Genomic DNA, 21,025 nt, shown 5'->3' with positions numbered 1-21,025 from the left:
CTGGCCCGATCAGTGATATGGGGCAGTGGAAGGGATATTCCCGGTGGAAGCTGCCATCGACGATCAGGAGCCGCGTAGCGTCAGTGACCAGCCGAGACTGGCGGCCTGGATCTGGCGGCCGTGGTACGCGAAGCTTTGGTGGACTTCCATTCCGATCTGGTGGCTGGGCATGGCGGTGGCGACACGAGTTTCCTCGCTCGAAGCCCTCTACGGTAGTGCGCTCGCCGGTTATCTGGATATCCTGTTCTTCCCGATGACGGCGCTCATGGTGCTGGGCGTCGGCTATGTTCGGGAGCGTCTCGACGGTTTTGTGCAGCCCGGCGACGGAACGCCACTGTCAGACGAAGAGGAAGAAGAGGCCCTCTACAGAAGGCGCGCTCTTGAAGAACATGATCGTTGGGCGAAAAGATGGCGCGCCGGGTTCGACCCAGCGGACCCGCGGTCTGGGCCTCTCTGGATCGGCAATCCCTTAAATCCAACTAACCCGGGGCACATCAATCCTCACACCGGGAAATTCAACGCTTCTTGAATGTGCTGTCGCTGTCGCCGGGACTACCTTGGATATCGGTCGAGAAGCTCCCTTTCGCGAGAACAGAGTTTTGCTCGAGCGAGGTCAGCGGCCCGGTTATATCGAATGTGGCGCGCCCGTTGTCCGCATCCTGAAGGTAGCGATTGCGCATGCCTTCGCTCCCCAAGACACGATTAGATAGCTCACGGGAGAAGGTGGCTGCGGGATCGCTCGAGCGCGCTGCGGCACGCTCAGCGGCAGCAATCGACTCCCGCACATCATAATTGACGATGTCCAAACTTGATTGTGCGCTTTCGCTGGTGCTGCCTGTATCGTGGCTTTCAAAGCCTACCCTCGCACCGAAACGTCCCACCGTGGCGCGGTCTGTCTTCTCGACAGGCCCCGGTGGCGCCCGCCGACCCCGGCCCGGACTGCTGGCACGACCGCCAGTCGTTTCAGTATCGGAAACACTGATGTCCCGGCCAACGTCGATGCCAAGGTTGGTTCCCATCGTTGTCTGATCCTGGGCCAATCGTGACAGCGATCTCTGCCAGCCGGTTTGCGCCATGATCGCCTGAACATCGCGCTGGAGCGTGTCGGCGACCTGCGGCTTCAGCCGCCATTCGCCCTTGCGGTCCATCTCGAACCCGCCGCGCAGCCAGTTGGAGAGCATGGCCTGGCCTTCGGCGCCGCCGCCCATGAAATGCTCGATCGTATCCGGTCCGGCTTGCTTGCCGGCTTCGAACCGCGTGCTGGTGTCGCTGCGCGCCGACCGGCTGAAATCCGTTCCGCTGGAGACGAGGAGATCGTTGTGCGCGAAGCTGAAGCGGGCATGCCCGCCATTCGCGATCGCGCCGAGCTGGCTCTCGTTGATGAGGCCAGCCTTCGACATGGCAGCCGCCGTCTCGGGAGTAAGGTTGAGGCTGAGATCGCCATTCTGGTCCATCGCTATCTGCCGCTTCGACAGCTTGATGCCGTTTTCGGCGAGCAGGCCTTGCATCCGGGTCAGCCGCTCCCGGTCGACGATCGAGGTCAAGCGCTCGTTCCGAGCGCGATCGGCGATACCGCCAGCGCCACCTTCGGCCATGTCGATCTGGTTGCCTGCGGTGCGGCTCAATGCCTGGATGAAGCTGTCGAGCCGCGCTGCCTCGCGCGTCGATACGCCGGCTGCCTCCGCGCCCTCGGCAAAGCCGAAATTTTCCGCCTGACGCCGCTGCTCGCCGATCCGCGCCGCGCCGCGCGTGCCTGCGGTTCCGACTTCCCGCTGCGCATCGAGCTTGCCGGAGCGCTCGGCAAAGTCGTACCCAGCCGCCTCGGCCGTCCGTCCGTAGACACTGGTGCCCTCGCGGCCCGCTTCGGCAGTGGCGCCATCAGCGGTCCCGACCTGCACCGCCATATTGTAGCGCTCAAGGGCCGCCATGACCTGCGCCTCGTTCCTTCCCGTCGCGCGCCCGAGCTGCGTAACGGCGGTGCTTCTCGCCTCGCCAGACAGCGCATTGATGAACCCGACCCGGCGCGCCGTCTCATCGACGGAGAGACCGAGCATCGAAGCCGCCTCTCGCTGGCCGTGATTGCTGCCGCTGCGCCAGCCCTGCTCGGTCGCGACATTGGTGCGCTCGACGCCCGCGACATTATCGCCGGCATAGTCGCGGCGCCCTTCCATCGCACCGACCTGGATCTGCGCCGACGTGAGGTCGTTCCTCAGCATCTGCTCCTGGTCGAAGGTGTTGGCGATCAGCTTGGCTAAAGTCGGATCGGCCTGGGCCTCTCCGATCACGCCCGAGGCTTTGAGCTCGGCATCGCTCGCCGAATAGCCGGCCCGCTCAAAATGGCGCGTGGCCGCCTGCATCATCATGCCGTAAGCTCGGCTGTCGCCGAACGCGCGCCATTGCACCAGGTTCTGGCTGAAGGCCGCGAACGTCCTCTCGCCGGCCTCACCCTGGCCGAAATAGCCCGTCCCGAGGCTCCTGAGCGCATCCTTCTCGGCAAATTGGTGGATCGCAGTGGTCGCGGCATTGGCCTGAACGGCGCGCGCAACCGCCGGGTCGGCGAGATCCCGGCCAGCCAACGCCGGCGCAAGGCTGCCAAGCTGACGAGAGCCCTCGATGCCGCCAAGCGCCATCGCCGTCCCGCCCGGGGTGCCGGGTCGCTGGCCAAGGATATGACCTGCCTCACCGAAGACGCGGTTGGCGCCGAAGGTCGATCGTTCCCCGAAATCGCCGAAGCTCGATGACGCAGCGGCGCGGGAGCGGGTGCCCAATGCCGAGGCCTGCGCTTCCAGCGCAGACGCTTGTCCCTCGGCCGTACCCATGGGCGCGGCGGCGGCCGTGCCTTGGCTCGCCACGCCGAGGGAGCCCGACGTGAAGGAGGTGAACACATTGCCGCTGAAGCGGAACACGGTAAAGACGAACGCGCCGGCTAGGCCGGCCGCGGCCGTGCGAAAGCTGCCGAAGATCGCCAGCGCCTTCATCGCCGCCGAAGGCGCGAGCAGCCAAGCGTTGGCCGCAAGCGCGTTCGAGCGCAACTCCGCGAGCGTCGCCGTCGCGCGACCGAGCGTGAGCTGATAGATGCCCGCATCGATAACGCCCCAGAGCGCCACAAAGACGAACATGCCGAGCGCAAAGCTCGCGACCCGCAGATTGATCGGCGTCAGGATGAACAGGAGCGCGATCGGGATCATGAACAGCATGATGCCGAACACGGTGGCGCGGATCGTCGGCATCCATTCGTTCGCCACCGACATGGTCGCGAGGCCGTTGGAGATGACTGCCCGATTGGCCATGACTCTCGCCGCACTCGCCGGTGAATCCTCGAACAGCACGTCGCCCACCGTGTTGCCGAGCAGAATGTGCGTCAGGAAGGCCTGCGCACTCAGCGGCCGGCCGAGCATCATCTGGCCCATCTCTCCGACCTGTTGCCGGCATCGTGTCATCTGCTGGACATTGTCCGTGTCATAGCCGGTTCGCGCGCAAATTTGCTTCGTATAGCCGTCGAACAGGACCGGGTCGGACAGGCGATCCGAAATATACGTCCAGGCATCGCTGCAACTGACCGTCGTGCCGCCCTTGTCGGCTTCGGTATAGACCGTTGAGAAGGTAGCGGGGCCTGCCATCGCCGCGAAGGAAGCCGGCAAGTCGGTTGAAGTCCGGAAGAGTTGGTCATCGTCCACGCCATAGGCAGCCGAAACCCGTGCCACCGGATAGCATTGCCGGACATAGTCTTTGATTGTCGCGTCCAGGAAGACGTCGGTCATTGGCCCGCGCGGCGAAACGGCGTTCAGGAACAAGTCGAAGCTGTGCCCGCCGGCCCCGAACTCGATCTTGGCATTGGGATCGAGCGTGTTGTCGTCTATCGTCTCAACCATCGCGCGCTCGATCATGTTGGTCGCGCCGGCGACGAGCACGAGCAGGTTGGGAACGCCGCCGACCGGCTGATAGGCGTTGCGCACCCGGTCGTAGACATGGACCGTTCCCGTCGTGGCGACGAGTCCGACGAACAGGCCGACGCCGATGAGGATCTGGAAGCCAAAGGCGACCAGCCCCATGCCAGTCCCGCGCACGCTGGCGATGATCGCGCCGAGGCCGATCCCGACCGTCGCGACGATCATCACCAGCGTCTCGTAACGCGGATCGCCGAAGATCATCGACACCAGCCGGAAAGCCTCGACCGTCTCGGCAAAGCCGTCATAGGTGTGGAAGCTCGTGTCGACCGCCAGGGCGGGGGAAGCGAGGAACAGGGCGGGAAGGGCGGCAAGAAGCCTTGGAAGCCGGCGCATGACAGACGATCCTACTGGTTGCGGGCCGCGGCGCCGGCGGCGTCACGGGCGTCCCGATCGCGCTCGCGCAGGAGCCCGGCATAGTTGGCGGAGAGGTTGGTCTGGTTGAGGGCCGCCATATAGCTCTGGCGCATCTGCGCGCGTTGGCGCAGCACCTCGTCTCTCAAATCCCGTAGCTGCTCGATTCCCTTGGACAATATCCGCGTCTGGCAGACATTGGCGTTGTTGCTGTCGGCCGACCCCGCCACCGTGGCTCCTCGCTCTGCATTGGTCACCGTGAAGTCGATGGTGCGGGTGAGATCGTTGAGCATCTGGTAGGCGAGGGTGAGCGCGACCAGTTCGTCCGTGTCGGCGATCACCGAGTCGACGACGCCCTGGCGCACACCCCATTCGAGCATGCGATAGACGGGAAGCGTCCGGACATTGGCCACGAACTGCCGTTCCTCGGCCGCCAGCGCAGCGCGCGTGCGGATCTTGGTGGCGATCGACTGCATGCGCTCGCGCGCCAGGACGAGCGCACCGCGTCCGCTGCCGTCCTGCGCGCAGTCGGCGCCAGTGGGCGGGAAATTGAGCGTGCGGCGCTGGACGCCTCCCGTCAGGAAATCCTGCGCGCTTTCCGTGTCCTGCGCGGGGCATTGGGGGATGGCCGTGAAGAGCGGCACTCGGTCGCCATCGTCCCAGCGCATGTACACGTCGCCGACCCGGGCACGCATCACGCTCGCCCAGTCGCCGGCGCCGACCCGCTGCGCTGCGTGGGCGAGAAGCGAGCCGGTGCGGAAAATGTCCGTCACCTCTGCCGGGCAGTTGGCGAGCGCGTCCTTCAAATCCTCGGTGGGATTGTTGTTGTTGGCCTCGATCTTCTCGCGGCTCTGCTGGTAGCTCTTGGCGAACCCTTGCTTGACCGAGCGATAGCCGGTCATCTCCTCAATGATCCCAGACATATTGTCGTCGCCCTTGGCAATCTGCACCATGCGGTTGGCGAGCCGGCAATCGTTGACCTGGATCGAGTTCAGGAAATTGGTCGCCGCTTCCATCTTCGAGATGATGTTCCCCATCTTCTCGTCGAGCGTCTCGAGGAGATACTGGAACGCGACTGCGGGAGCTGCCTGGAGAATGCTTTCGAGCTTCTGGACGAGATAGTCCGGATCGAGGAACGACATACCGCCAAGGAACATGTCGATCCCGCCGCAGCCGGCGCGGACCTTGGGCAGGCTGACCGACATGAGATAGTCGTTGTGGACATCGACGCGGCCCGACATGCCACCGGCCGTGACGTAACCCCGCGTCTGGTCCTGGAAGCTGCCCGGCGACGTATAGGTCACATTGTCGAACCAGCTCTCGGCCCAGCTCTGCGCGTGAGCGGGAGCTGCGGCAACGATCGTCGCGAGGGCAAGGGCGATCAGCGAACGGACGATGGCGCGGTGGCAAGCGAACATGGCGGACTCCGGACGATTGGGGATGACGAAGGAAGGACCGAGGCCGCCATTGCTCAGCGCCTTCCTGCACGCTTCGCCGACAGCCCCACGATGCCGGTGAACTTGGACATAGCCCGGACGCCGACGTCGGGCCTCACCCCCGTCAGCATCTTCGCGGCCAGATAGAGATTGCGAGCCAGATTGGGCGAATGGTCGGTGCCGATCGCCACCGGCACGACACGCGCATCGTCCGCCATCGGCCGCACCCAGGCGACCGGATGCCCGACCCAGGGCAAACCGAGGCGTCCCGACCGGATCATCGCCTCCTGACTGCCGATGGTGTGTACCTGCCAACCATAGCGCGCGCCCAGCGCGGCCAGCTTTGTCCAGAGGTCGCCGCACGGTATGCAGCCGGGGCTTGTCGTCATCTCGATGATGAAGGCGGCGCCATGTCCGCGTAGCGTTGTCGTGAAGTCATCTGGAAAGTCATGCGTGACAGGAACGCGCGAGAGCCAAGCCTGCAGGGTCTTCGCATCGCCGACCGGGTGGATCGCCGCTCGCATCGCGTCCTCGCGGCTGACGGTCTGCGCGGATGCCGAGCCCATGCCGATGACGAGGCCCGGGATGCCGAGGAGGATGAGACCGCGCATTATGGCCTCGGCTCGCTGGAGGTTTTCACGAGATCGCCGCCGAGCGCTCGCGGATCGGTCGCTGATACCGGGCCGTTGCCAAGCGCATCGAAGAAGCCCGCATCCTCCCCCGGACCGGTCATGAACTGTTCCGGCCGGATGTCGCCACGCAGCAGGCGGACCGCTTGATAAGCCATCTGCGCGAGGTTGGGATAAGCCTCGACGCCCGAGGCGATGATCATGCGCTGCTGACTTCCTCGGCGAATGACCATCGTCGTCGGTGTGATCTCGACTCCAAACCGCTCCCTCAGGTCGGGCCGCTTGTCCAGATCCATGGGCGTGACCTGCCAGCCCATCTCTTCCTGGAAGCGCTGGATGATCGGCCACTGGACACGGCAATAGCCGCAGGTCGAACGTGAGAACATGACGAGTGCGAACTCGCCGGCATGCGCGCGCAGATAGGACCGGCGAGTGGCGTCCTTCTCTGCGGTCAGCTCGGAGCGCGCGTCGCCCACCATCGGATTTGCGGACTTCGAGTTGAGTTCGGGATATTGCAGCATCGCGATCTGGGTGACGCCGGCGAACGCTCTTGCCTTGCGCCGCGCAAAATCCTGAAGCCGCCAGAAATCCGCGACGGCATCGACCGTCAGCACCGTTGCTGCATAGTCCCGCTGCTGCTCGATGAGCTTGCGAATCTTCGGCGGCGTCCAGGTGGCCAGCTCCGCCATGGGCGGGATGACCGGCTTCACCAGCACATCCGCTTCATCCGGCTTTTCGGGAGGCGCAGGCGGCGCCTGATACCACCAATAGCCCTGCTTGGACGCCACGGCAGTCGGGCTCGCGCCTTGCGCACTGACTGATTGGGGAACGGCGAAGAAGGCTGCCCCGGCCAAGCCCACGACGACAAGCCGATGAAGAGGGAAGTACAAATGTATTGACATTGTCGTGGCAAATCGCCAAATGCCGGCAAGGAGTTTAGCGATATGGCACAGCACGCCCGTTCCAACCGAAGCGCCTCTGCGCGTAAGGACGATGTCATCCAGATCAGGGCTGCAGCCGAGCTCAAGGCGATGCTCAGCCGCGCCGCTTCTCTGCGAGGCCAGAAACTGTCCGAGTTCATGCTTGCGAGCGCGCGGCGGGAAGCCGAGGCCGCCATCCTCGATCAGCGAACCTTCTTTCTGGATGCCGAGCAGCATGAGCAGTTTCTTAGCCTTCTCGATGCGCCGGCCGTGCCGTCGCCTAGCCTTGAAAAGCTGATGAAGCGCGAACCGCTCTGGAATCGATGATCGGACGCGTCGCTCATTTCCATGTCCACGCGCCGTGTTACGCCGCCTGAGCGATTGAACTCCGACCATGATGTCGATGCGTTCCGCAATGGACGGCATGCCTCGCTCGATCTTTGGCTCAACGAGCGCGCGCTCGCCAGTGAAGGCGCTTCGGCCCGCACCTACGTCGTGTGCGGTGCTGACCGGCCCAGTCAAGTTGTGGGCTATTATACGATCACGACCGCGATGGAGGAGCGTGCGGCGCTGCCCACGGCAAAGCTGCGAAAGGGCATGCCGGACAAGGTGCCTCTCCTTCTCATCGCAAGGCTGGCCGTCGATTCCGCCTTCCAGGGGCTTGGCTTGGGTCCCGATCTGCTCGCCGACGCGCTCCGCCGCTGCGCGGCCGCCTCGGAGATCGCCGGCGTTCGCGCCGTCATCGTACACGCGATCGACGACGATGCCGTGGGCTTTTACGAACGGCATGGCTTCATCGCCTCGCCGTTGGGAGAGCGCGTTCTCCTGATGCCCATCGAGGCCGTCCGGGCCTTGCAAGACTGACGACACCCCGCATTGCGTATGGGCGATCACAGCCTCCTGAAGATCGCCAGAGTCACTCCGCTGCGGGATGTGCTCGGCGAGCGTCCGTTGATCGCGCGCGGTCACAGGATGCGCTCCATGCGGGTGAGACGCGCGATCGGTAAGAGTCCGAAATAACGGCTGTCGAATCCGCGCGGATGCGTCGAACCCACATAGACCATGCCGGGCGGAATGATTCCGCTCCAGCTCATATGCTCGAGCTTCATCCCGTTATGGGCTTGCGGAAGGCTCACGCCCAGGAGCACGCCGTTGCAATAATAATGACCGTCTCTGCTACGAGGGATGAGGGGCGAGGGGGTCTCGAACATCGTCAGCCGGTCGCCGGCCATGCAGAGTGCATGCTTGGTGACGGACACCGGCTTTGGCCCGGCGATCGGGTGATGAAGCGTGAACATGACATAGTCGCCGCGTGCAATCGGCCCTGGGCTCTTGTGCACCGCGAAAGCCTCGATCGATGGCGACATGACCAGAGTGACCTGCGGGACGACGAGCGCCGCGAACAGCGCAGGGGGCAGGACGACCAGCATTGCCAGCCACAGGCGTTCGGGTCGCGCCGGTGCGTCAGGGCCGGGTGCGCCCAGCGCCACCGCCGCTTTGCGCGGCAATCGGCGCAGACGCGGCCACAGGCCGGCGATCGCCCTAGCGAGCGCGAGCAAGAGCCTGAGCATGGCTCACCTCCTCCTTCCCCCCGAGACGGGCATATTCTTCGAACATTCCCGAAAGCGCGCTGTCGCCGAAGACGACATGGGTCGCGCGGGGGCTTTCCTCGTCGCGCTCGCAATAGGCCTGGGTCGGATCGCCCGGGATCATCGCGAGCGCCGGAACCTGGGCGATCCCATGTTGGCGAAACACGATCGGATCGATGATGAGCTGCACGTCGCGCATCACGCAGTTCGGGCCCTCGCAACCCGGGTCAAGCCTAAGGATTTGCGCCGTCAGCTTCGCCATCGGGCCCATCTTCATGAGACCGCCGGGCACCCCGCGGAATGCCATGACGCCTCGAACCTTTTCGAGCTGGACGGCATAATTGCGCAGTGTCGAAATCGGCATGGACGAGGACACAAACAGGACCGGCACCCATCCCGCTGCGGCCACCGGCGGCGCAGCTTTGGCGAGCGCCAGCTCTTCCGCCGGCTCTAGCCCGAGCGCCCGACGCAGAGCCTTGGCCTGCCGCTCACGCTCGGCCGTGAGACTTGCCTCGCCGCGCGCCTGCGCTGCGCGAGCGCGTGCTTCCATGTCCGGCTCGGTAAGTCGCTTTTGCAGGCCGTCGAACGCGCGCCTTCGGTCGGCGGGATCGTCGGTCCGCGGAAGCCTGGGATCGGGAAGTTGCGCCGCATCGTTCTTGCCGCGGGAGACCGCGTGCTCCAGCCGGTTCATGCTCGCTTGGCCTTGGTCCGCGGCGGACTGCCTCGCAGCGCCGCGAGGGGCGTCACTCGCGAAGCCCTGCGCGAGCGCGGCCGTCGCCACGCCCAACAGCAGGCCCATGCAGGCGCTATGGATTGACCGCTTTGAGATACGCATCGATGCGCTCCCCCATGTCGATTTGGATTTCGGATTGGGCGCGGGCTTCGATGTCCGCATAATATTCGGAGAGATCCATCTTGCTGAAATCGAGCGCCTGGAACTCCTCCGGCGTGAACCCGCGGCACATCGGCTTCTTGGCCGTGCCCCACAGGTTGCCGTTGAAGGCCTTGAGCTGGGGACGGCCCTGTTCCTGGATGATTCGGCCGAGCTTGGTGTTGAAGCAGCAATGGCCACGGGCCTTCTGCAGGCAGACGCCAAGGAAGCTCGAGGTGCAGTAGCTGCCGATCTCGTGGCACATGCCTGACGAGCGCAGCATCGCCGTCTCCATGTCTTGGCTGTCGCAGCCGGAAAACAGGAACTCCATCATGAAGTTGATCGCCAGGCTGACGGCGATCGAGGTGGGGTCGAGGCCGACGATCAGGGCGTTGGCGCCGGCACTCGCGGCCTGGCTCGCGGTCGCACCGGCCTTGAAGGCGACATAGGCAGCCTTCATGCCCGTGAACACGCCCTTCGCGACCGCGATCTTGGTACCGATCGACGAGATGGAAGAACCCATCCCGTCCATCACGATCTTGCCCTTGTCCTTGCAGCAGTTCGCGAAGGTGGTCGAAAGCCCGGCGGGCCGGCACCGCACTCCGCGTCCCGAGAATATCTCGATCTTTCCCAGGCAATTGCCGTCGGCATCGACGCCGCCGTCCGGCGCGGTGCCTGGATCGTCCATCGGCGGCTCATCCACGATGGGATTGGTCGCGAGATCGGCACACTGATTGGGCGAGCAGGCCGGCGCGCCACCCTCAGTCTTTACGAGGCAAGCATATTGCGGGCCGACCGGGCAGCTATATTGGCCCATCGCATCCGCGACGCAGGCGACTTCCTGGATCGGGCAAGCCCAAGCGCCGCTGGTGGTGGAACGGCAGCTCGCCTGCTCACCTTCATCGGCCGCATCGCCGTTATTGTTGAGATCCGCCGCGCAGATCTGCTGCGCCCTGGCGGCACTGGGGCAGACGAGAACGAAACCAATGCCGAGCACCAGCGCGAGCGCGGCGCCGCGCGGATCGAGATACCAATATCTCGTTGTCGGGAGGCCGTTCATTGCACGCTCCCCGTGCAGACCATGTCGGCGCCGGCGAGGCGCACGGTCTGCATCATCACGACCGCTTCGGGAAAATCGTCGAGGCAACCGCAGGCGGAGACGACCTCCTCACCGGGGCCTGCCGGGCATTGATTGTCCGCAGTGCAGGCGTGGAAGAAGGTGTCGTAGCCGGTCGGCACATTCTGTTTCGCACCCACGACGCCATCGGGCGCCGCCTCGCTGTTGGCCTTGGCCGCGCGGGTCTTGCACACGGGCTCGCAGGCCGCGACCGAGCCCCGGTCGGGAAGGCTGAAGGCGCGCGTCGATGTCGCATAGCTTCCGTCGCTCTGGCGCGTCCGGTCGGCCAGCATCGTCTCGGTCGAATGGTCGACGATATAGGCGCCGCGGCTCGTGTCGGGCTTCGCGATGTCATCGACCGCGCAGCGATAGGTGCGGTCCTTCAGGAAGAAGTCGCGCGTGAGTTGTGTCGGGCAGCTCGGCCCGCCCAATATACGGGTCTGGGGGAGGGGGCGTAGCCCGGTCACGACGCCGTTGATCCAGGTCTGGACACCATCGACCAGCTCGCTGTCGAGTTTGCATTGCGGATCGGAAGCGATCGCGCCGCAACCATCGACGACCTGCTCCAGCGTCTTGCAGCTGTTGTCGACGTCGACATGGACCTGCGCGAAGCCTTCGCCGCCCTCCGCGACCGCGACGCGCAGCCAGATCTCATGATCGCCTGCGGTAAGATAAGGCCGCAGATCGAGGTTCGGATAGGCGTAGAAGGTTTTCTTGAGTTCGCATTTGCCCGGAGGAAGGCCAAGGCTAGTCCAAGCGGAGGGGCCCGAGCCGATGAACTGCCCATCGATCCGCACCTGCGCCCAATCGTCGGCGAAGAACTGAGCAAGCCGCGCGCCGACGATGCGGTCCGGGTCGTTCACATGCAGAGTCATGCGGAAGTCGATGAGCGTGCAGCTTCCGCCGCCGAGGCTGTTGTCCGCCGGTGAGCCCATCAGGAAGTCGAACGAGGAGCCGTTTTGTACCGTCGAGTAGCCGCCCGAGGTTCGGCTGATGATATCCTCGGCGCGGGGCTTCAATACGGTCACCCGCCGCTCGATCGAGCAATGGCTAAATGCAAGCGCCGTGCCGGCGCCGATCGCTGACCCCTTGAGCGCCTGGAACACGATATTGCCGGTGGATGCGGCATAGGCGTCCGACGCGATCGTCGCGGGATTGGCGCGATAGGCGGTCTGGGGAAGGTCGGGATTGGCGGAGCAGGCGGTCGACCTGGCGCCCACATAGCGGATGGAGGGGCCGTCGATCACAGCCTCGGCAACGCCGTAGCGCGGGTCGGCGGTGGTGAGCGCGCCAATCATCCCGCCGCCAAGGTCGCGCAGCACCGAGGCCATATTGCCCCAGGCGAGGTTGGTGCCGCAGCTATTGTTGAGGCAATAGCATCCGGCGAGCTTGGGCATGTCGACCGAGGTCAGCTTGAGCGCTCGCCCCCCGTCGACATCCCAGCGGAAGAAGCTGCACCCATTCCAGGTGCCGGGCTGGCAGGAGACGATCCCGTTCGCGCAAATGCCCGATACCGGAACGGGAAGGTTCGCCGTGCTGTCGACCGTTCCGTCGAGATCGGTGTCGCGGGCGATCGTGACCTTGCCGAGATCGCCAGTCCCTGCCGGTTGCACCAGCACCTCCAGCATCGTCGCGGTTTTCTGGCAGGCGATGTTCGGTGCGAACGTGCGACTGTTGTCGACCGTCGAAATCTGCTGCCCGGCCAGGCCCGGCGTCACATAATTTTGCTGAAGCGCGTCGCTATCGCCGCTCTTTGCGCGCGACGCTTCGGCTGCGGCCCGGGCGCGCTCTTCCATCGTCTGCGCCGCCGCGGGCGCGGTGAGCGGGATGGCCAGCGCGGTCGCTAGGACGGAACAGGCGGAGAGGAAGCGCCAATCCCATCGGGGGAGTGTTGCGGCCGCGCTGGCCGGGGGTGGAGCGGCGCCGCCAGGGGGGCATGGCGACGCCGCTCCGGTTCCGCACGGAAGCCATCGGCCGTAGGGGCCTTGGCGAACAGACCTCCGGAATGGACGGCTGTCTCGCGCGGAACACGGCGGAAGCGACCTGTTCATGGCACGGGTATCCCGGCGCAGCAGATCACCTTTTCGAAGAGCATGAACTGGGCGTTGTCCTTGCCCGGCGCGTGCTTGGCTGAAGACCAGAGCGCGCCGGGCCTGCCGATATTGACGCACTTGCCGCCCTTCACCGGCTCCACGATCTGGAGCTTGTAGCGGGACTTGGTCCACACGGGCTGGGGGATGAAGGAGCAGCCGTCCGCCGAACTGATGGTGAGCGCGCCCAGCCGACCCATCATGAAGACCCCGCGCGCCGCGAGCCCCGCCCAGGCCTCGACGCTGTCGTCGAAATGGATGTCGCCGGCGATCGGATAGGTCGCGCCCCAAGAGCCCATGCACCAGAACAAGGGGTCGATCACCTTGCCCGCCGCTGCCGCGGCGCTGTCGCCCATGCAGGCGAGACCGGCGGCGGGATTGCCGAAAAGAATGCCTTCGGGCTGGATGATCGCGCCGAGCGTGCCCGACTGCCAGGTCGGCAGAACCTCGGTGATCATGGCGACGTCGAAGCCGTCATTCTCGAGGCACGGCAGGTCGGTGAACATGTCGAGCATCGCCCAGACCGGCGAGATGTAATAGTGCATCTGCGCGAACATCTTGCGGGTGTTTGTCCCGTCCGAAATCGACGACTGGCTGCCTTGCAGCTTGCCGCCGGTCGGCAGGAGATCGGCGCCAAGCGCCATCATGCAGCCGGGTTCGGTCACGATGTCGACCATCCGGTTCGGCGACCAATAGGAGACCTTGACACCGAACCAGAACTGGAGACCCTTGCGGCAGGCGCACAGAGGCTTGGACGAGGATTGTGCGTCAAGCGCCTTGTCGAGCTTGTCGAAACTCCCCACCCGGATGCCGCCGACCGTGATCGGAAAGATGCAGGTCCAGCGCACCTTGGTGATGGGGTTGAAGACCGTGCCGGCCTCGCATTTGGAGGCATGGGCCTGACTCGGCCAGGCGAGCGTCATCAGCAACCCGATGACGAGGCCCGCGACGAAGACGGGAAGACGCCCGATCATCGCGTCGCTCCTTTCGCCGCGGTCGCGGCAGCCCGGCTCTTGGGCCCATACTCGGTGAGGACGAGGCGCGTGCCGGACTGCTCGACGATGACCGGAGCCACGGTGAGTCCCAGACGCTGCTTGACCCGCTCCTCGAGAATGTAGATCGAGCGGCCGGTCTTTTCGCTCAGATCGATCGCGTCGCCATTCTGTGCCCCAAGCGCGGCGAGCAGGATGAAGTCGCTCGCTCGGGCACTACGGAGCGCCCAGCCAAGGTCTTGGCGATGCACGACGACAAGGCGCTGCGGCAGCTTCACATAGGTCAGCGGGTTGAAGGCGAAGCCCTTCGGGTAGAGCGTCTTGCCGCCCGGGAGCGTGATGTCGAAGTCGAGCGTGTAGAAGGGGACGACGCTGCGCACGCGATCGGCGCCGGCGACGCCGAGCGGCGCCGCCTTCAGAGCGCTCCATTTGTCGCGCGGGCCGAACGCCTTGCTCATGTCGCTGGGCAGAGTCGCGACCTTGGCCTCGATCTCGGCGAGCGCGTCGGGCTCCGCGATCGGCCAGGTTCGCCCGATCGTGCTGCGCGATTGGGCGCTGCCCGCGATCGGCGCGGCCGCAGGCAGCGTTGCCGCGACGGCCAGCATGCTGCCCGTGACGAGCACAAGAAGAGGACCGCGACGAACACGGCGGAGCGGATCAGCGGCCATGGCGCTGCCTCCAATGCCTCTCGGGAGGCTCGGGAATGCCGATGAGGGCCGCGACGAAGGCGGAAAATGCGAGCGGCGTCAGAATCCAGATCAGCGTGCCGGCATCGCCGCCGAGCGACGGCGACACGAGCAGCATCGTGCTCTGGACAGCCAAGAGCAGGAAGCCGCTGACGGTGAGCCGGATCGCCGATTGTGATGGCGCGGAAGAGGTAAGGCCGTTCATTTGCCCCTTCTCCTGCGCAGGCGGCTCATGACCCTCGCGGTGCCCGCCGACAGGCTGAGCAAAAGGAGACCGGTCGCCAGGCACGACGCGGCAATGATGAGCGAAGCGCGGAGCACCATCATCGTCGGCTGCTTGAGCAACAGCCCGGCGACGAGCACCAGCAGACCCATCATCGCCGTCTCGATCATCACGAGCCGGAAGCGCCACTGGAAGGATTCCGCTTCGAACCGTTCGGCGAGGCGCTGCTCGACAATTATCTCGATGGCTTCGTTGTCGGACCAATTGAGCGGCAATTGATCGGGGTGCGGAGTATGGCGTCCCATGACCCTCATACCCCCACGAGGCCGGACACGGCCGGCGTACCCAGGATTTCCGAGGGGTCGACACCGGCCAGGCGGCACACGGCTTCGAGCGGGGAGAGGCCCTGGCGCATCAGCGCCTCGAACGCAGCCACCTCGTCGGGCGCGGACGTGTTGATCCAGTAGGAGAAGGGATCGACCACGAGCCGGGCGATGCCAAGACCCAGGGGCGAGTCGATGAACACCTCGCTGTAGTTGGGCTTCGAGTTGCGGACCGACTTCAGGAGATCGAGGACGAACCCCGAATAGTCGAGGATCTTGTTGTCAACCGCCCGATCATAGGTCGAGCCCTGAAGCAGGAACCGCGTCGCGGCATTTTCGAGGATGACCTGACCCGTCCCGCCGAACAGCGTCAGGTCGTTCATCGACTGCAGCACGATGCCGAACGAACCGCGATATTTGCGCGCGCGCCGATAGCCCTGGCCGAATGCCTCGGCGAGGCGCGAGAGATCCTGCCCGTCAGTCCGGGTCATGAACTGCGCGGCTTCGTCGCATAGCACGAAGCGGGGACGGTCGCGCGCGGACAGGTAGAGTTCCTGCGTGACCGCGTTCACCACCACCATGACGATGACGTTGAAGAGGTCGGGCATCGCTTTGAGGCGCTCGAGCTCGAGCACCACGAATTCGTCATTGCGGATGTCGAGGGTCGACGGCCCGTTGAAATAATGGCCATAGGCGCCGCCCGAGCCGAAATCCCGCAGATTGAAAGCCAGCTCGCGTGACGTCGGCACGAGGTGATCGACGCGGTCGAGATCGGTCTCGACGAGTGAGGGATAGGTGCCGAGCCACTCGCGCACGGCATCAATGCCATGATCGGCCCTCCCTGTGTCGATCGTCCATTGAACGGCGGACTTGAGGAGGTTCCATTCCGAGGTGGTGACGCCCTTGCGCGTCGAGGCGTTGGCCATCTCGGCGACGATGGCGACCGCCATGGTGATGGCCGACTGCTTGTCGTCGCCGTCGAGCGCCAGCCCCATGTCGAAGGGGTTGAGCACCAGATGCTCTTCGCCGATGTCGATATAGCGGCCCGAGCAGAGCGTGCAGAGTTTCCGGTAGCTGCCGCCGATATCGATGATACGGATGAGCGCGCCGCAGGCATAATATTGCTGGCAGAGATTGTTGAGCAGGAAGCTTTTGCCCGCGCCGCTCTCCGCCGAGACGATGAAATTGTAGTTGTTGATCCTGGGGTCGAAAAGATCGAGCGTGACAAGCTGGCCCTTGCGCCCCGTGTAGAGAAGCGCCGGACGCCCGCCGCCGCGAAAGTCGGTCTGGATCGGCGCCAGCATTACCGCCGCTTTGACGGGCATGCGGAAGTCGCGCTCGAGCAGGCGCAGCGTCGCGCGGTCGGGATAGAGCCCGAACGGCAGGCTCATCACCAGCAGGGTCGGGTTGAGATAGCTCTCCTCCTGCATCGAGAAGGGCAGGGGCTCGCCCTCCCACAGTCGCTTGGCGCGCGCGGCGAGATCGCGGGCATGGGCACGGTCGCGACCGAACACCCAGATGGTGGGAATGACCCGGACGAACTTGCTGTTCCCCGCCTCGTCGAGGATCCAGCCGATCTCCTCGATCTGCTTGCCGACCTCGACGGCGAAACTGCCCGCGGCCTTTTGCGCCGAGAGGATCTGCGCCCGCTTGTGGATCTCGAACTGCGAATGATCGAACAGGATATTGAGCGTATAGAGGAAGGGGCCGCCGATCTGGTCGCTATCCTCTGAGGCGCCTCGCATACCGCCCATCAGACGGTTGGCGCGCTCCGCGGTGATGCGCCGGGCTGGCGCCTTGGGCGTCAGGCAGCGTGCAACCTGGTTGCCGAGGAAAACCTCCGCGCCCTCGAACACGAGATCGGGGCCTGCATCGATGATCTGCTTGGCGATCGGCGGCGCGCCTGTCGCTGTGCCGTCGGCGAAGACGCCAGGGGCCTGCGTCGCGACGCCGTTGAAGACGCGCCGGTAGAAGGCGACCATCTCCTCTGGCGGGAGCCGGCGGATGCCGAGCTTTGACAATTGTTCCTCGACCTGCCGACGCAGATCCTCGCCCAGCGGCCGGCGTGTCTTGATCGACAGCAGCGTGCGGAAATTGCGGACCGGGATGCCGTGCAGGGCCTTCAGGCCATGACGCCCTTCGCTGAGATACGCGTGGGTGTGACGCGCGGAGGCCTGAATGAGCGGATCGTCGCGGGTCTTCAGATCGAGAAACGCGTCGAGGGCGTCGTCGATCAGCGGATCCGCGAAGGTATGGAGCTGCAGGACTGTCCCGTCGGGGAAGTGGATATTGAGCAACCCCTGCAGCGCACTCTGGACATGCGCGAACATATAGGCGGTGGGCACCAGCTCCCAGGCATGGCCCCAGGTGTCGTCGATACAGAGAAACGCATCGGTTTCCTCCTTCCAGGCCACAAGCGGCAGATAGTCGGAGAAGCTGTCGCGCCGCACGGCATTGCGCAGCCGGCTAAAAGTCAGGCCACTCATGGCTGCGGCGCCGGCGGCACGATGGCCGGTGCGGGTGGAGTCGTCCCTGCCGGTGCGGGCTCGCCATCGGGTGCGGCGATATCGCGCACCTGGCCGAGGATCGGTGCCTGAGCCGCACGATCCGGGGCGGCGACAAGTGCGCCGCCCACGACCCAGACCGGCTTGTCGACCACCGAATAAACATAGCGTGGCATGTAGAGCCGATCCGGGCGCTGCCGATCGGCATAGGGAAGGATCAGCGTCCGGACGGTCTGCGCGGGCTTGAGCATCGGCGTGACCGGTGCTTCGATCAGGCCTTTCAGTTCACGATAAACACTGTCGCGATAGCTGCCATAGGCGTTGCCCGCGCTTCCTCCCGGCGATCGGGAGCCTGCTCGGTCGGCGTCCTGCCCGCGCAGCATGGCACGGTCATTGGTAACCTTGGGGTCCGACTTCGAGGTGACGCCGGCAACCGCATCCGCATAGGCCCGATCGGGATGGATGCATTGGCCGTGGTCGCTGTTCTTGCAGTCGAACTTCTCCGAATAGGGCGACATCATCGAGCCGACCGTCGCGCATCCGCTCAAGCCCGCGAGCAGGCTGAGCGAGAGCAGAGACCGATGGAGAGACTGGTGGGCCAGCAAGAGCATGGCGGAACCTCCTGTAAGATGGGGGGAGCGTCGCATCAGAATTTGGCTCCGACCGACGGCTTGATCTCGAGGGCGAGGCCTTCCTGGATGACGACCACGACATCCTTGGCCGCGCCGACTTCGACCACCGGGCCGGCCTGGCGGGCGAGATCGAGATAAAAATCGGTGAGCTTGTCCGACGATTTGGAGAGCCCGCCGGCAACGCCCGACTTGACGGCATCGCCCGCGTCGAGACTGCGCACGCTGCCAAGCGCCGAGGTCGAGAGGCTCCCGATCGTACCTTCGACCGACTGCGAAATGCCGGCGATCGTCCCGGCGATGAACGAGCGCGCGAGCGTCGCGCCGGCGCGGGTCACGACCTTCCCGGACAGCCCCTTCTTTCCATCGGCATCGACGAAGAAGCCCTTGATCGCCTGGTCGACCACCGCGTGGCTCTCGAAATCGACGCACGAGATCGAGACGAGCTGGATCTCGACCCGCTCCTTGGCGAGGCTGCCGGTCGCGTTGCCGATGACGAAGCAGCCGGCGAGATTGGCCTTCACCTCATTCGGAAGCACGGCGGGCGCCTGGACCCGGGCGATGATCGGCTCGGGATTACTGGTCGCGTCCCGGCTTGCCAGCGCGTCGATACCGGTCAGCAGCCGCGCCTTCATGAAACCAGGTGGCAAATAGATCGTCCGCTTCGCTTTTTTTGACGCGGCCCCGCCGCCCGCGCCTCCCTCCGCCGCTTGCGTGGCGGTCGCCGCGCCGATCGCGCCAACCTGCCGTTCCGTGGGCGGCGCGGGCGGCGCGGGTGGTGCCGCCGGAGCAGTAGGCGGCGCAGGGATTTCGTCGGCTGCGCCCCTGGCGTCGGGAGGAGCGGGCGGGTAGGCGGGGGCCTCGCCGGGTAGGGCAGGCGGAAGGTCTCCGTCGCCGCTCGCGCTTTGGGCGTGGCCGGTGTCGGCGGCGCCCGGGACCACCTTGCCTTCCTCGATGGCAGTCACCCGGTCTCCGAGCAGCGTCTGTCCGTCGAGGATCTTCTGGAGATCGCCGCGCAGCTTCACCTCGAGGCTGTCGCCGCGAAGGCCCGCGCCCATGTCGAGATTGGAGGCCTGGGGCGCCTTGGGCGCCTCCTTCTGGCCGCTGGTGCTCGCCGTGTAGAGACCGAGGCCAAGCAGTGCGATCGTCGATACGACCCCCAGTTGCTTGGCGCGTAACTTCTGGTTGGAACTGAGCTTCGACCACTGCGCCGGCAGATCGAGCAGAGCCGGGCGCGCGGTATTCGCCGTCTCGTCGGCGTCGCCACCCTGACGGGCCGACGGGCCAGCCTCTCCCTGAGGTTTCTCTTCGGGCGCTGTCATGGCTGGACACTCCGGCGAACGACGATCAGCCGAGCTGTCTCATTGGGACCCAGCGTCAGTCGGTCGATCGTGATGGCAAAGATGTCGGCCCCAAGCGCTGTATCGAGGAAGTCGCGTTCATCGAGCGTGATCGCGACGCTGGTGCGGACCAGATATTCACTGACCGAAAGCCCGGCGCCCTCGACTTCGAGACGCCGCCGTTCGCTGAGCGACGCCGTGGGAAGGTCGGCAAGGGTGAGCCTGTCGTGGGACGGTGCCACCTCGGAGAACGACGCGGGCACCCGGTCCTGCAGGATCGCAAGCGCAATCCCGACAGCCCGCTCTTCCTCCACTAACGGACCCAGAAGCGCATCATTGGCGCGCGCGCGCTGTGCCCCGCCGGGGACCAGCGTCACGGTCTGGGCCGGAATGTCGGCGGGCTCGGTGTAGAGCGGATAGATTGCGCCGTTGCACGAGACGAAGAATTCGGACGGTGTCGTCACGTAGGTGCGCGTCTTCATGTCGCCTGGCGCCGCGCCCGGATCTTCGGTTTCGAGGACGAGGAACTTGATCCATGCGTCAGATCCACCGCGTTCGACCGCGAGGCCCTTCTCGGCCGAGAATTTGACGTCCTCGATGTCGCCGCCGATGCACACGACATGATTGACGTCGCGATTGGAGAGCCGGATGCGGCTCGTCTGATCGGGCAGTGCCGCGATCGACTGGGCGAATGCGGGAACGCAAGCGGGAAGGGACGCGACGAACGCCCCCGCGAGGCAAGCGAGCCTCGCGCGGTTACCGGACATCGGCACTGAAATTCTCCTCTTGGAGGGCGGTCAGCCAGAAGCGGCCGTTCTCGAGCGCGTAGCGAATGCGCAGATTGCCGCGGAACTTGCGGATGACGCCGCCGATCACACGGACCTTTTCGACGGGCACGAGGATTTCGCTGCCCGTCCATGTGACGGGCTGGTCGCCGCGGATATAGGTCGCGATCGAGAGCGTGGGATTGTTGCCGAGCTCATCGAGCAGCCGGTTCAGACTGTCGCGCAGGCCATTATACGCGCTGGGATGCGCGATTCGCAGCAGTTCCTGGAACTGCCGGTCCGCCGAATAAGCGGAATAGGTGCCGGCGAGACCCACGATGTTGAACGTGATCGAGCGGAGATAGCTCTCCGACGGTTTGTTCCCCGTCACATAGAGGTCGCCGTCTGCGCCGAAGGGCACGATCACGGTGCGCGTGTTCTGGTTCGAGGTGTAGATGAGCGTGCCGAGCACCGCGGTGATGCCGAACAAGCCGGCGATCGCCACCTTGAGCAGCCGGTTCTCCTCGAACAGGTTGGCTGATCCCTGCAGATAGCGATGCAGGTGCCAGCTCGGGCGCGTGTCGCCGATCATGTCGGCCGCTGCCTTGCGT

20 protein-coding genes are annotated in these 21,025 nt (G+C 65.2%); 3 read left to right on the top strand and 17 right to left on the bottom strand.

Going from position 1 to position 21,025, the window contains the following annotated elements:
- Positions 1-43 precede the first annotated feature (43 nt).
- Positions 44-529 (top strand): hypothetical protein, encoded by a 486-nt coding sequence (locus tag sphantq_RS02255; protein WP_272799484.1) that lies wholly within the window; start codon positions 44-46, stop codon positions 527-529.
- Here the strand turns inward: sphantq_RS02255 and sphantq_RS02250 are convergent.
- From sphantq_RS02250 to sphantq_RS02235, 4 genes are read right to left on the bottom strand one after another with little or no spacing between them, the layout of a single operon-like run.
- Entirely contained in the window at positions 516-4,283 is a 3,768-nt protein-coding gene (locus sphantq_RS02250) for a conjugal transfer protein TraG N-terminal domain-containing protein (RefSeq protein ID WP_272799483.1), read from the bottom strand. The two genes, sphantq_RS02255 and sphantq_RS02250, sit on opposite strands and share 14 nt — an antisense overlap.
- 11 nt (positions 4,284-4,294) lie before the next feature.
- Positions 4,295-5,719 (bottom strand): conjugal transfer protein TraH, encoded by a 1,425-nt coding sequence (locus tag sphantq_RS02245; protein WP_048577505.1) that lies wholly within the window; start codon positions 5,717-5,719, stop codon positions 4,295-4,297.
- A gap of 53 nt (positions 5,720-5,772) precedes the next feature.
- Positions 5,773-6,348: a hypothetical protein gene (locus sphantq_RS02240; RefSeq protein ID WP_272799482.1), complete on the bottom strand. Its 576-nt coding sequence runs from the start codon at positions 6,346-6,348 to the stop codon at positions 5,773-5,775.
- The gene (locus sphantq_RS02235; protein ID WP_443021547.1) at positions 6,348-7,268 is read right to left on the bottom strand and encodes a conjugal transfer protein TraF; all 921 of its coding nucleotides are present in this window, start codon (positions 7,266-7,268) and stop codon (positions 6,348-6,350) included. The genes sphantq_RS02240 and sphantq_RS02235 overlap by 1 nt, the downstream gene beginning before the upstream one ends.
- Positions 7,269-7,310: 42 nt before the next feature.
- On the opposite strand from sphantq_RS02235, the gene sphantq_RS02230 reads away from it, so the two are divergent.
- On the top strand, positions 7,311-7,613 hold the full coding sequence (locus tag sphantq_RS02230; protein WP_272799480.1) for a type II toxin-antitoxin system TacA family antitoxin: 303 nt from the start codon (positions 7,311-7,313) through the stop codon (positions 7,611-7,613).
- 54 nt (positions 7,614-7,667) lie between these two features.
- Positions 7,668-8,150 carry a GNAT family N-acetyltransferase gene (locus sphantq_RS02225; protein ID WP_272799479.1) on the top strand — a complete coding sequence of 161 codons (483 nt, stop codon included), beginning with the start codon at positions 7,668-7,670 and terminating at the stop codon, positions 8,148-8,150.
- A 101-nt stretch (positions 8,151-8,251) separates the two neighbouring features.
- Here sphantq_RS02225 and sphantq_RS02220 read toward each other — a convergent pair whose 3' ends face one another.
- From sphantq_RS02220 to sphantq_RS02160, 13 genes are all read right to left on the bottom strand, one after another.
- Complete coding sequence (locus tag sphantq_RS02220) at positions 8,252-8,857, bottom strand: S26 family signal peptidase (RefSeq protein ID WP_043152270.1); 606 nt, start codon at positions 8,855-8,857, stop codon at positions 8,252-8,254.
- On the bottom strand, positions 8,829-9,566 hold the full coding sequence (locus sphantq_RS02215) for a type-F conjugative transfer system pilin assembly protein TrbC (protein ID WP_272799478.1): 738 nt from the start codon (positions 9,564-9,566) through the stop codon (positions 8,829-8,831). The genes sphantq_RS02220 and sphantq_RS02215 overlap by 29 nt, the downstream gene beginning before the upstream one ends.
- A gap of 115 nt (positions 9,567-9,681) precedes the next feature.
- Entirely contained in the window at positions 9,682-10,806 is a 1,125-nt protein-coding gene (gene traN / locus sphantq_RS02210) for a conjugal transfer protein TraN (RefSeq protein ID WP_272799477.1), read from the bottom strand.
- Entirely contained in the window at positions 10,803-12,659 is a 1,857-nt protein-coding gene (locus sphantq_RS02205; protein ID WP_272799476.1) for a hypothetical protein, read from the bottom strand. Before sphantq_RS02205 ends, traN begins: the two co-directional genes overlap by 4 nt.
- 251 nt (positions 12,660-12,910) lie before the next feature.
- Entirely contained in the window at positions 12,911-13,927 is a 1,017-nt protein-coding gene (locus sphantq_RS02200; protein WP_272799475.1) for a TraU family protein, read from the bottom strand.
- Positions 13,924-14,613 (bottom strand): conjugal transfer protein TraW, encoded by a 690-nt coding sequence (locus sphantq_RS02195; RefSeq protein WP_272799474.1) that lies wholly within the window; start codon positions 14,611-14,613, stop codon positions 13,924-13,926. Before sphantq_RS02195 ends, sphantq_RS02200 begins: the two co-directional genes overlap by 4 nt.
- Positions 14,603-14,836 (bottom strand): hypothetical protein, encoded by a 234-nt coding sequence (locus tag sphantq_RS02190; protein ID WP_043152277.1) that lies wholly within the window; start codon positions 14,834-14,836, stop codon positions 14,603-14,605. The genes sphantq_RS02195 and sphantq_RS02190 overlap by 11 nt, the downstream gene beginning before the upstream one ends.
- The gene (locus tag sphantq_RS02185; protein ID WP_048577945.1) at positions 14,833-15,159 is read right to left on the bottom strand and encodes a hypothetical protein; all 327 of its coding nucleotides are present in this window, start codon (positions 15,157-15,159) and stop codon (positions 14,833-14,835) included. The genes sphantq_RS02190 and sphantq_RS02185 overlap by 4 nt, the downstream gene beginning before the upstream one ends.
- A 5-nt stretch (positions 15,160-15,164) precedes the next feature.
- A complete protein-coding gene (locus sphantq_RS02180; protein ID WP_272799473.1) occupies positions 15,165-17,663 on the bottom strand; it encodes a TraC family protein in 2,499 nt (832 codons plus the stop codon).
- Positions 17,660-18,292, bottom strand: coding sequence for a TraV family lipoprotein (locus sphantq_RS02175; protein WP_272799472.1), 633 nt, complete (start codon positions 18,290-18,292; stop codon positions 17,660-17,662). Before sphantq_RS02175 ends, sphantq_RS02180 begins: the two co-directional genes overlap by 4 nt.
- A gap of 35 nt (positions 18,293-18,327) precedes the next feature.
- The gene (locus sphantq_RS02170; protein ID WP_272799471.1) at positions 18,328-19,632 is read right to left on the bottom strand and encodes a TraB/VirB10 family protein; all 1,305 of its coding nucleotides are present in this window, start codon (positions 19,630-19,632) and stop codon (positions 18,328-18,330) included.
- Positions 19,629-20,417 (bottom strand): type-F conjugative transfer system secretin TraK, encoded by a 789-nt coding sequence (locus sphantq_RS02165; RefSeq protein WP_051520068.1) that lies wholly within the window; start codon positions 20,415-20,417, stop codon positions 19,629-19,631. The genes sphantq_RS02170 and sphantq_RS02165 overlap by 4 nt, the downstream gene beginning before the upstream one ends.
- Entirely contained in the window at positions 20,407-21,006 is a 600-nt protein-coding gene (locus sphantq_RS02160; RefSeq protein ID WP_204369905.1) for a TraE/TraK family type IV conjugative transfer system protein, read from the bottom strand. Before sphantq_RS02160 ends, sphantq_RS02165 begins: the two co-directional genes overlap by 11 nt.
- Positions 21,007-21,025: the final 19 nt, after the last annotated feature.

The sequence above is a fragment of the Sphingobium sp. AntQ-1 genome, from assembly GCF_028538045.1.
GTDB classification, from domain to species: Bacteria; Pseudomonadota; Alphaproteobacteria; order Sphingomonadales; family Sphingomonadaceae; genus Sphingobium; species Sphingobium cupriresistens.
The sequence above is the reverse complement of the archived record's forward strand: the minus strand, read 5'-3'. Positions and strand labels throughout refer to the sequence as shown.

Coding starts and splice junctions, on each gene's coding strand:
- sphantq_RS02250 (WP_272799483.1), bottom strand. CDS start 4,283: ATGCGCCGGCTTCCAAGGCTTCTTGCCGCCCTTCCCGCCCTGTTCCTC.
- sphantq_RS02205 (WP_272799476.1), bottom strand. CDS start 12,659: ATGGAAGAGCGCGCCCGGGCCGCAGCCGAAGCGTCGCGCGCAAAGAGC.
- sphantq_RS02160 (WP_204369905.1), bottom strand. CDS start 21,006: ATGATCGGCGACACGCGCCCGAGCTGGCACCTGCATCGCTATCTGCAG.
- traN (WP_272799477.1), bottom strand. CDS start 10,806: ATGAACGGCCTCCCGACAACGAGATATTGGTATCTCGATCCGCGCGGC.
- sphantq_RS02235 (WP_443021547.1), bottom strand. CDS start 7,268: ATGTCAATACATTTGTACTTCCCTCTTCATCGGCTTGTCGTCGTGGGC.
- sphantq_RS02185 (WP_048577945.1), bottom strand. CDS start 15,159: ATGGGACGCCATACTCCGCACCCCGATCAATTGCCGCTCAATTGGTCC.
- sphantq_RS02175 (WP_272799472.1), bottom strand. CDS start 18,292: ATGCTCTTGCTGGCCCACCAGTCTCTCCATCGGTCTCTGCTCTCGCTC.
- sphantq_RS02215 (WP_272799478.1), bottom strand. CDS start 9,566: ATGAACCGGCTGGAGCACGCGGTCTCCCGCGGCAAGAACGATGCGGCG.
- sphantq_RS02245 (WP_048577505.1), bottom strand. CDS start 5,719: ATGTTCGCTTGCCACCGCGCCATCGTCCGTTCGCTGATCGCCCTTGCC.
- sphantq_RS02240 (WP_272799482.1), bottom strand. CDS start 6,348: ATGCGCGGTCTCATCCTCCTCGGCATCCCGGGCCTCGTCATCGGCATG.
- sphantq_RS02220 (WP_043152270.1), bottom strand. CDS start 8,857: ATGCTCAGGCTCTTGCTCGCGCTCGCTAGGGCGATCGCCGGCCTGTGG.
- sphantq_RS02165 (WP_051520068.1), bottom strand. CDS start 20,417: ATGTCCGGTAACCGCGCGAGGCTCGCTTGCCTCGCGGGGGCGTTCGTC.
- sphantq_RS02195 (WP_272799474.1), bottom strand. CDS start 14,613: ATGGCCGCTGATCCGCTCCGCCGTGTTCGTCGCGGTCCTCTTCTTGTG.
- sphantq_RS02180 (WP_272799473.1), bottom strand. CDS start 17,663: ATGAGTGGCCTGACTTTTAGCCGGCTGCGCAATGCCGTGCGGCGCGAC.
- sphantq_RS02190 (WP_043152277.1), bottom strand. CDS start 14,836: ATGAACGGCCTTACCTCTTCCGCGCCATCACAATCGGCGATCCGGCTC.
- sphantq_RS02230 (WP_272799480.1), top strand. CDS start 7,311: ATGGCACAGCACGCCCGTTCCAACCGAAGCGCCTCTGCGCGTAAGGAC.
- sphantq_RS02170 (WP_272799471.1), bottom strand. CDS start 19,632: ATGACAGCGCCCGAAGAGAAACCTCAGGGAGAGGCTGGCCCGTCGGCC.
- sphantq_RS02200 (WP_272799475.1), bottom strand. CDS start 13,927: ATGATCGGGCGTCTTCCCGTCTTCGTCGCGGGCCTCGTCATCGGGTTG.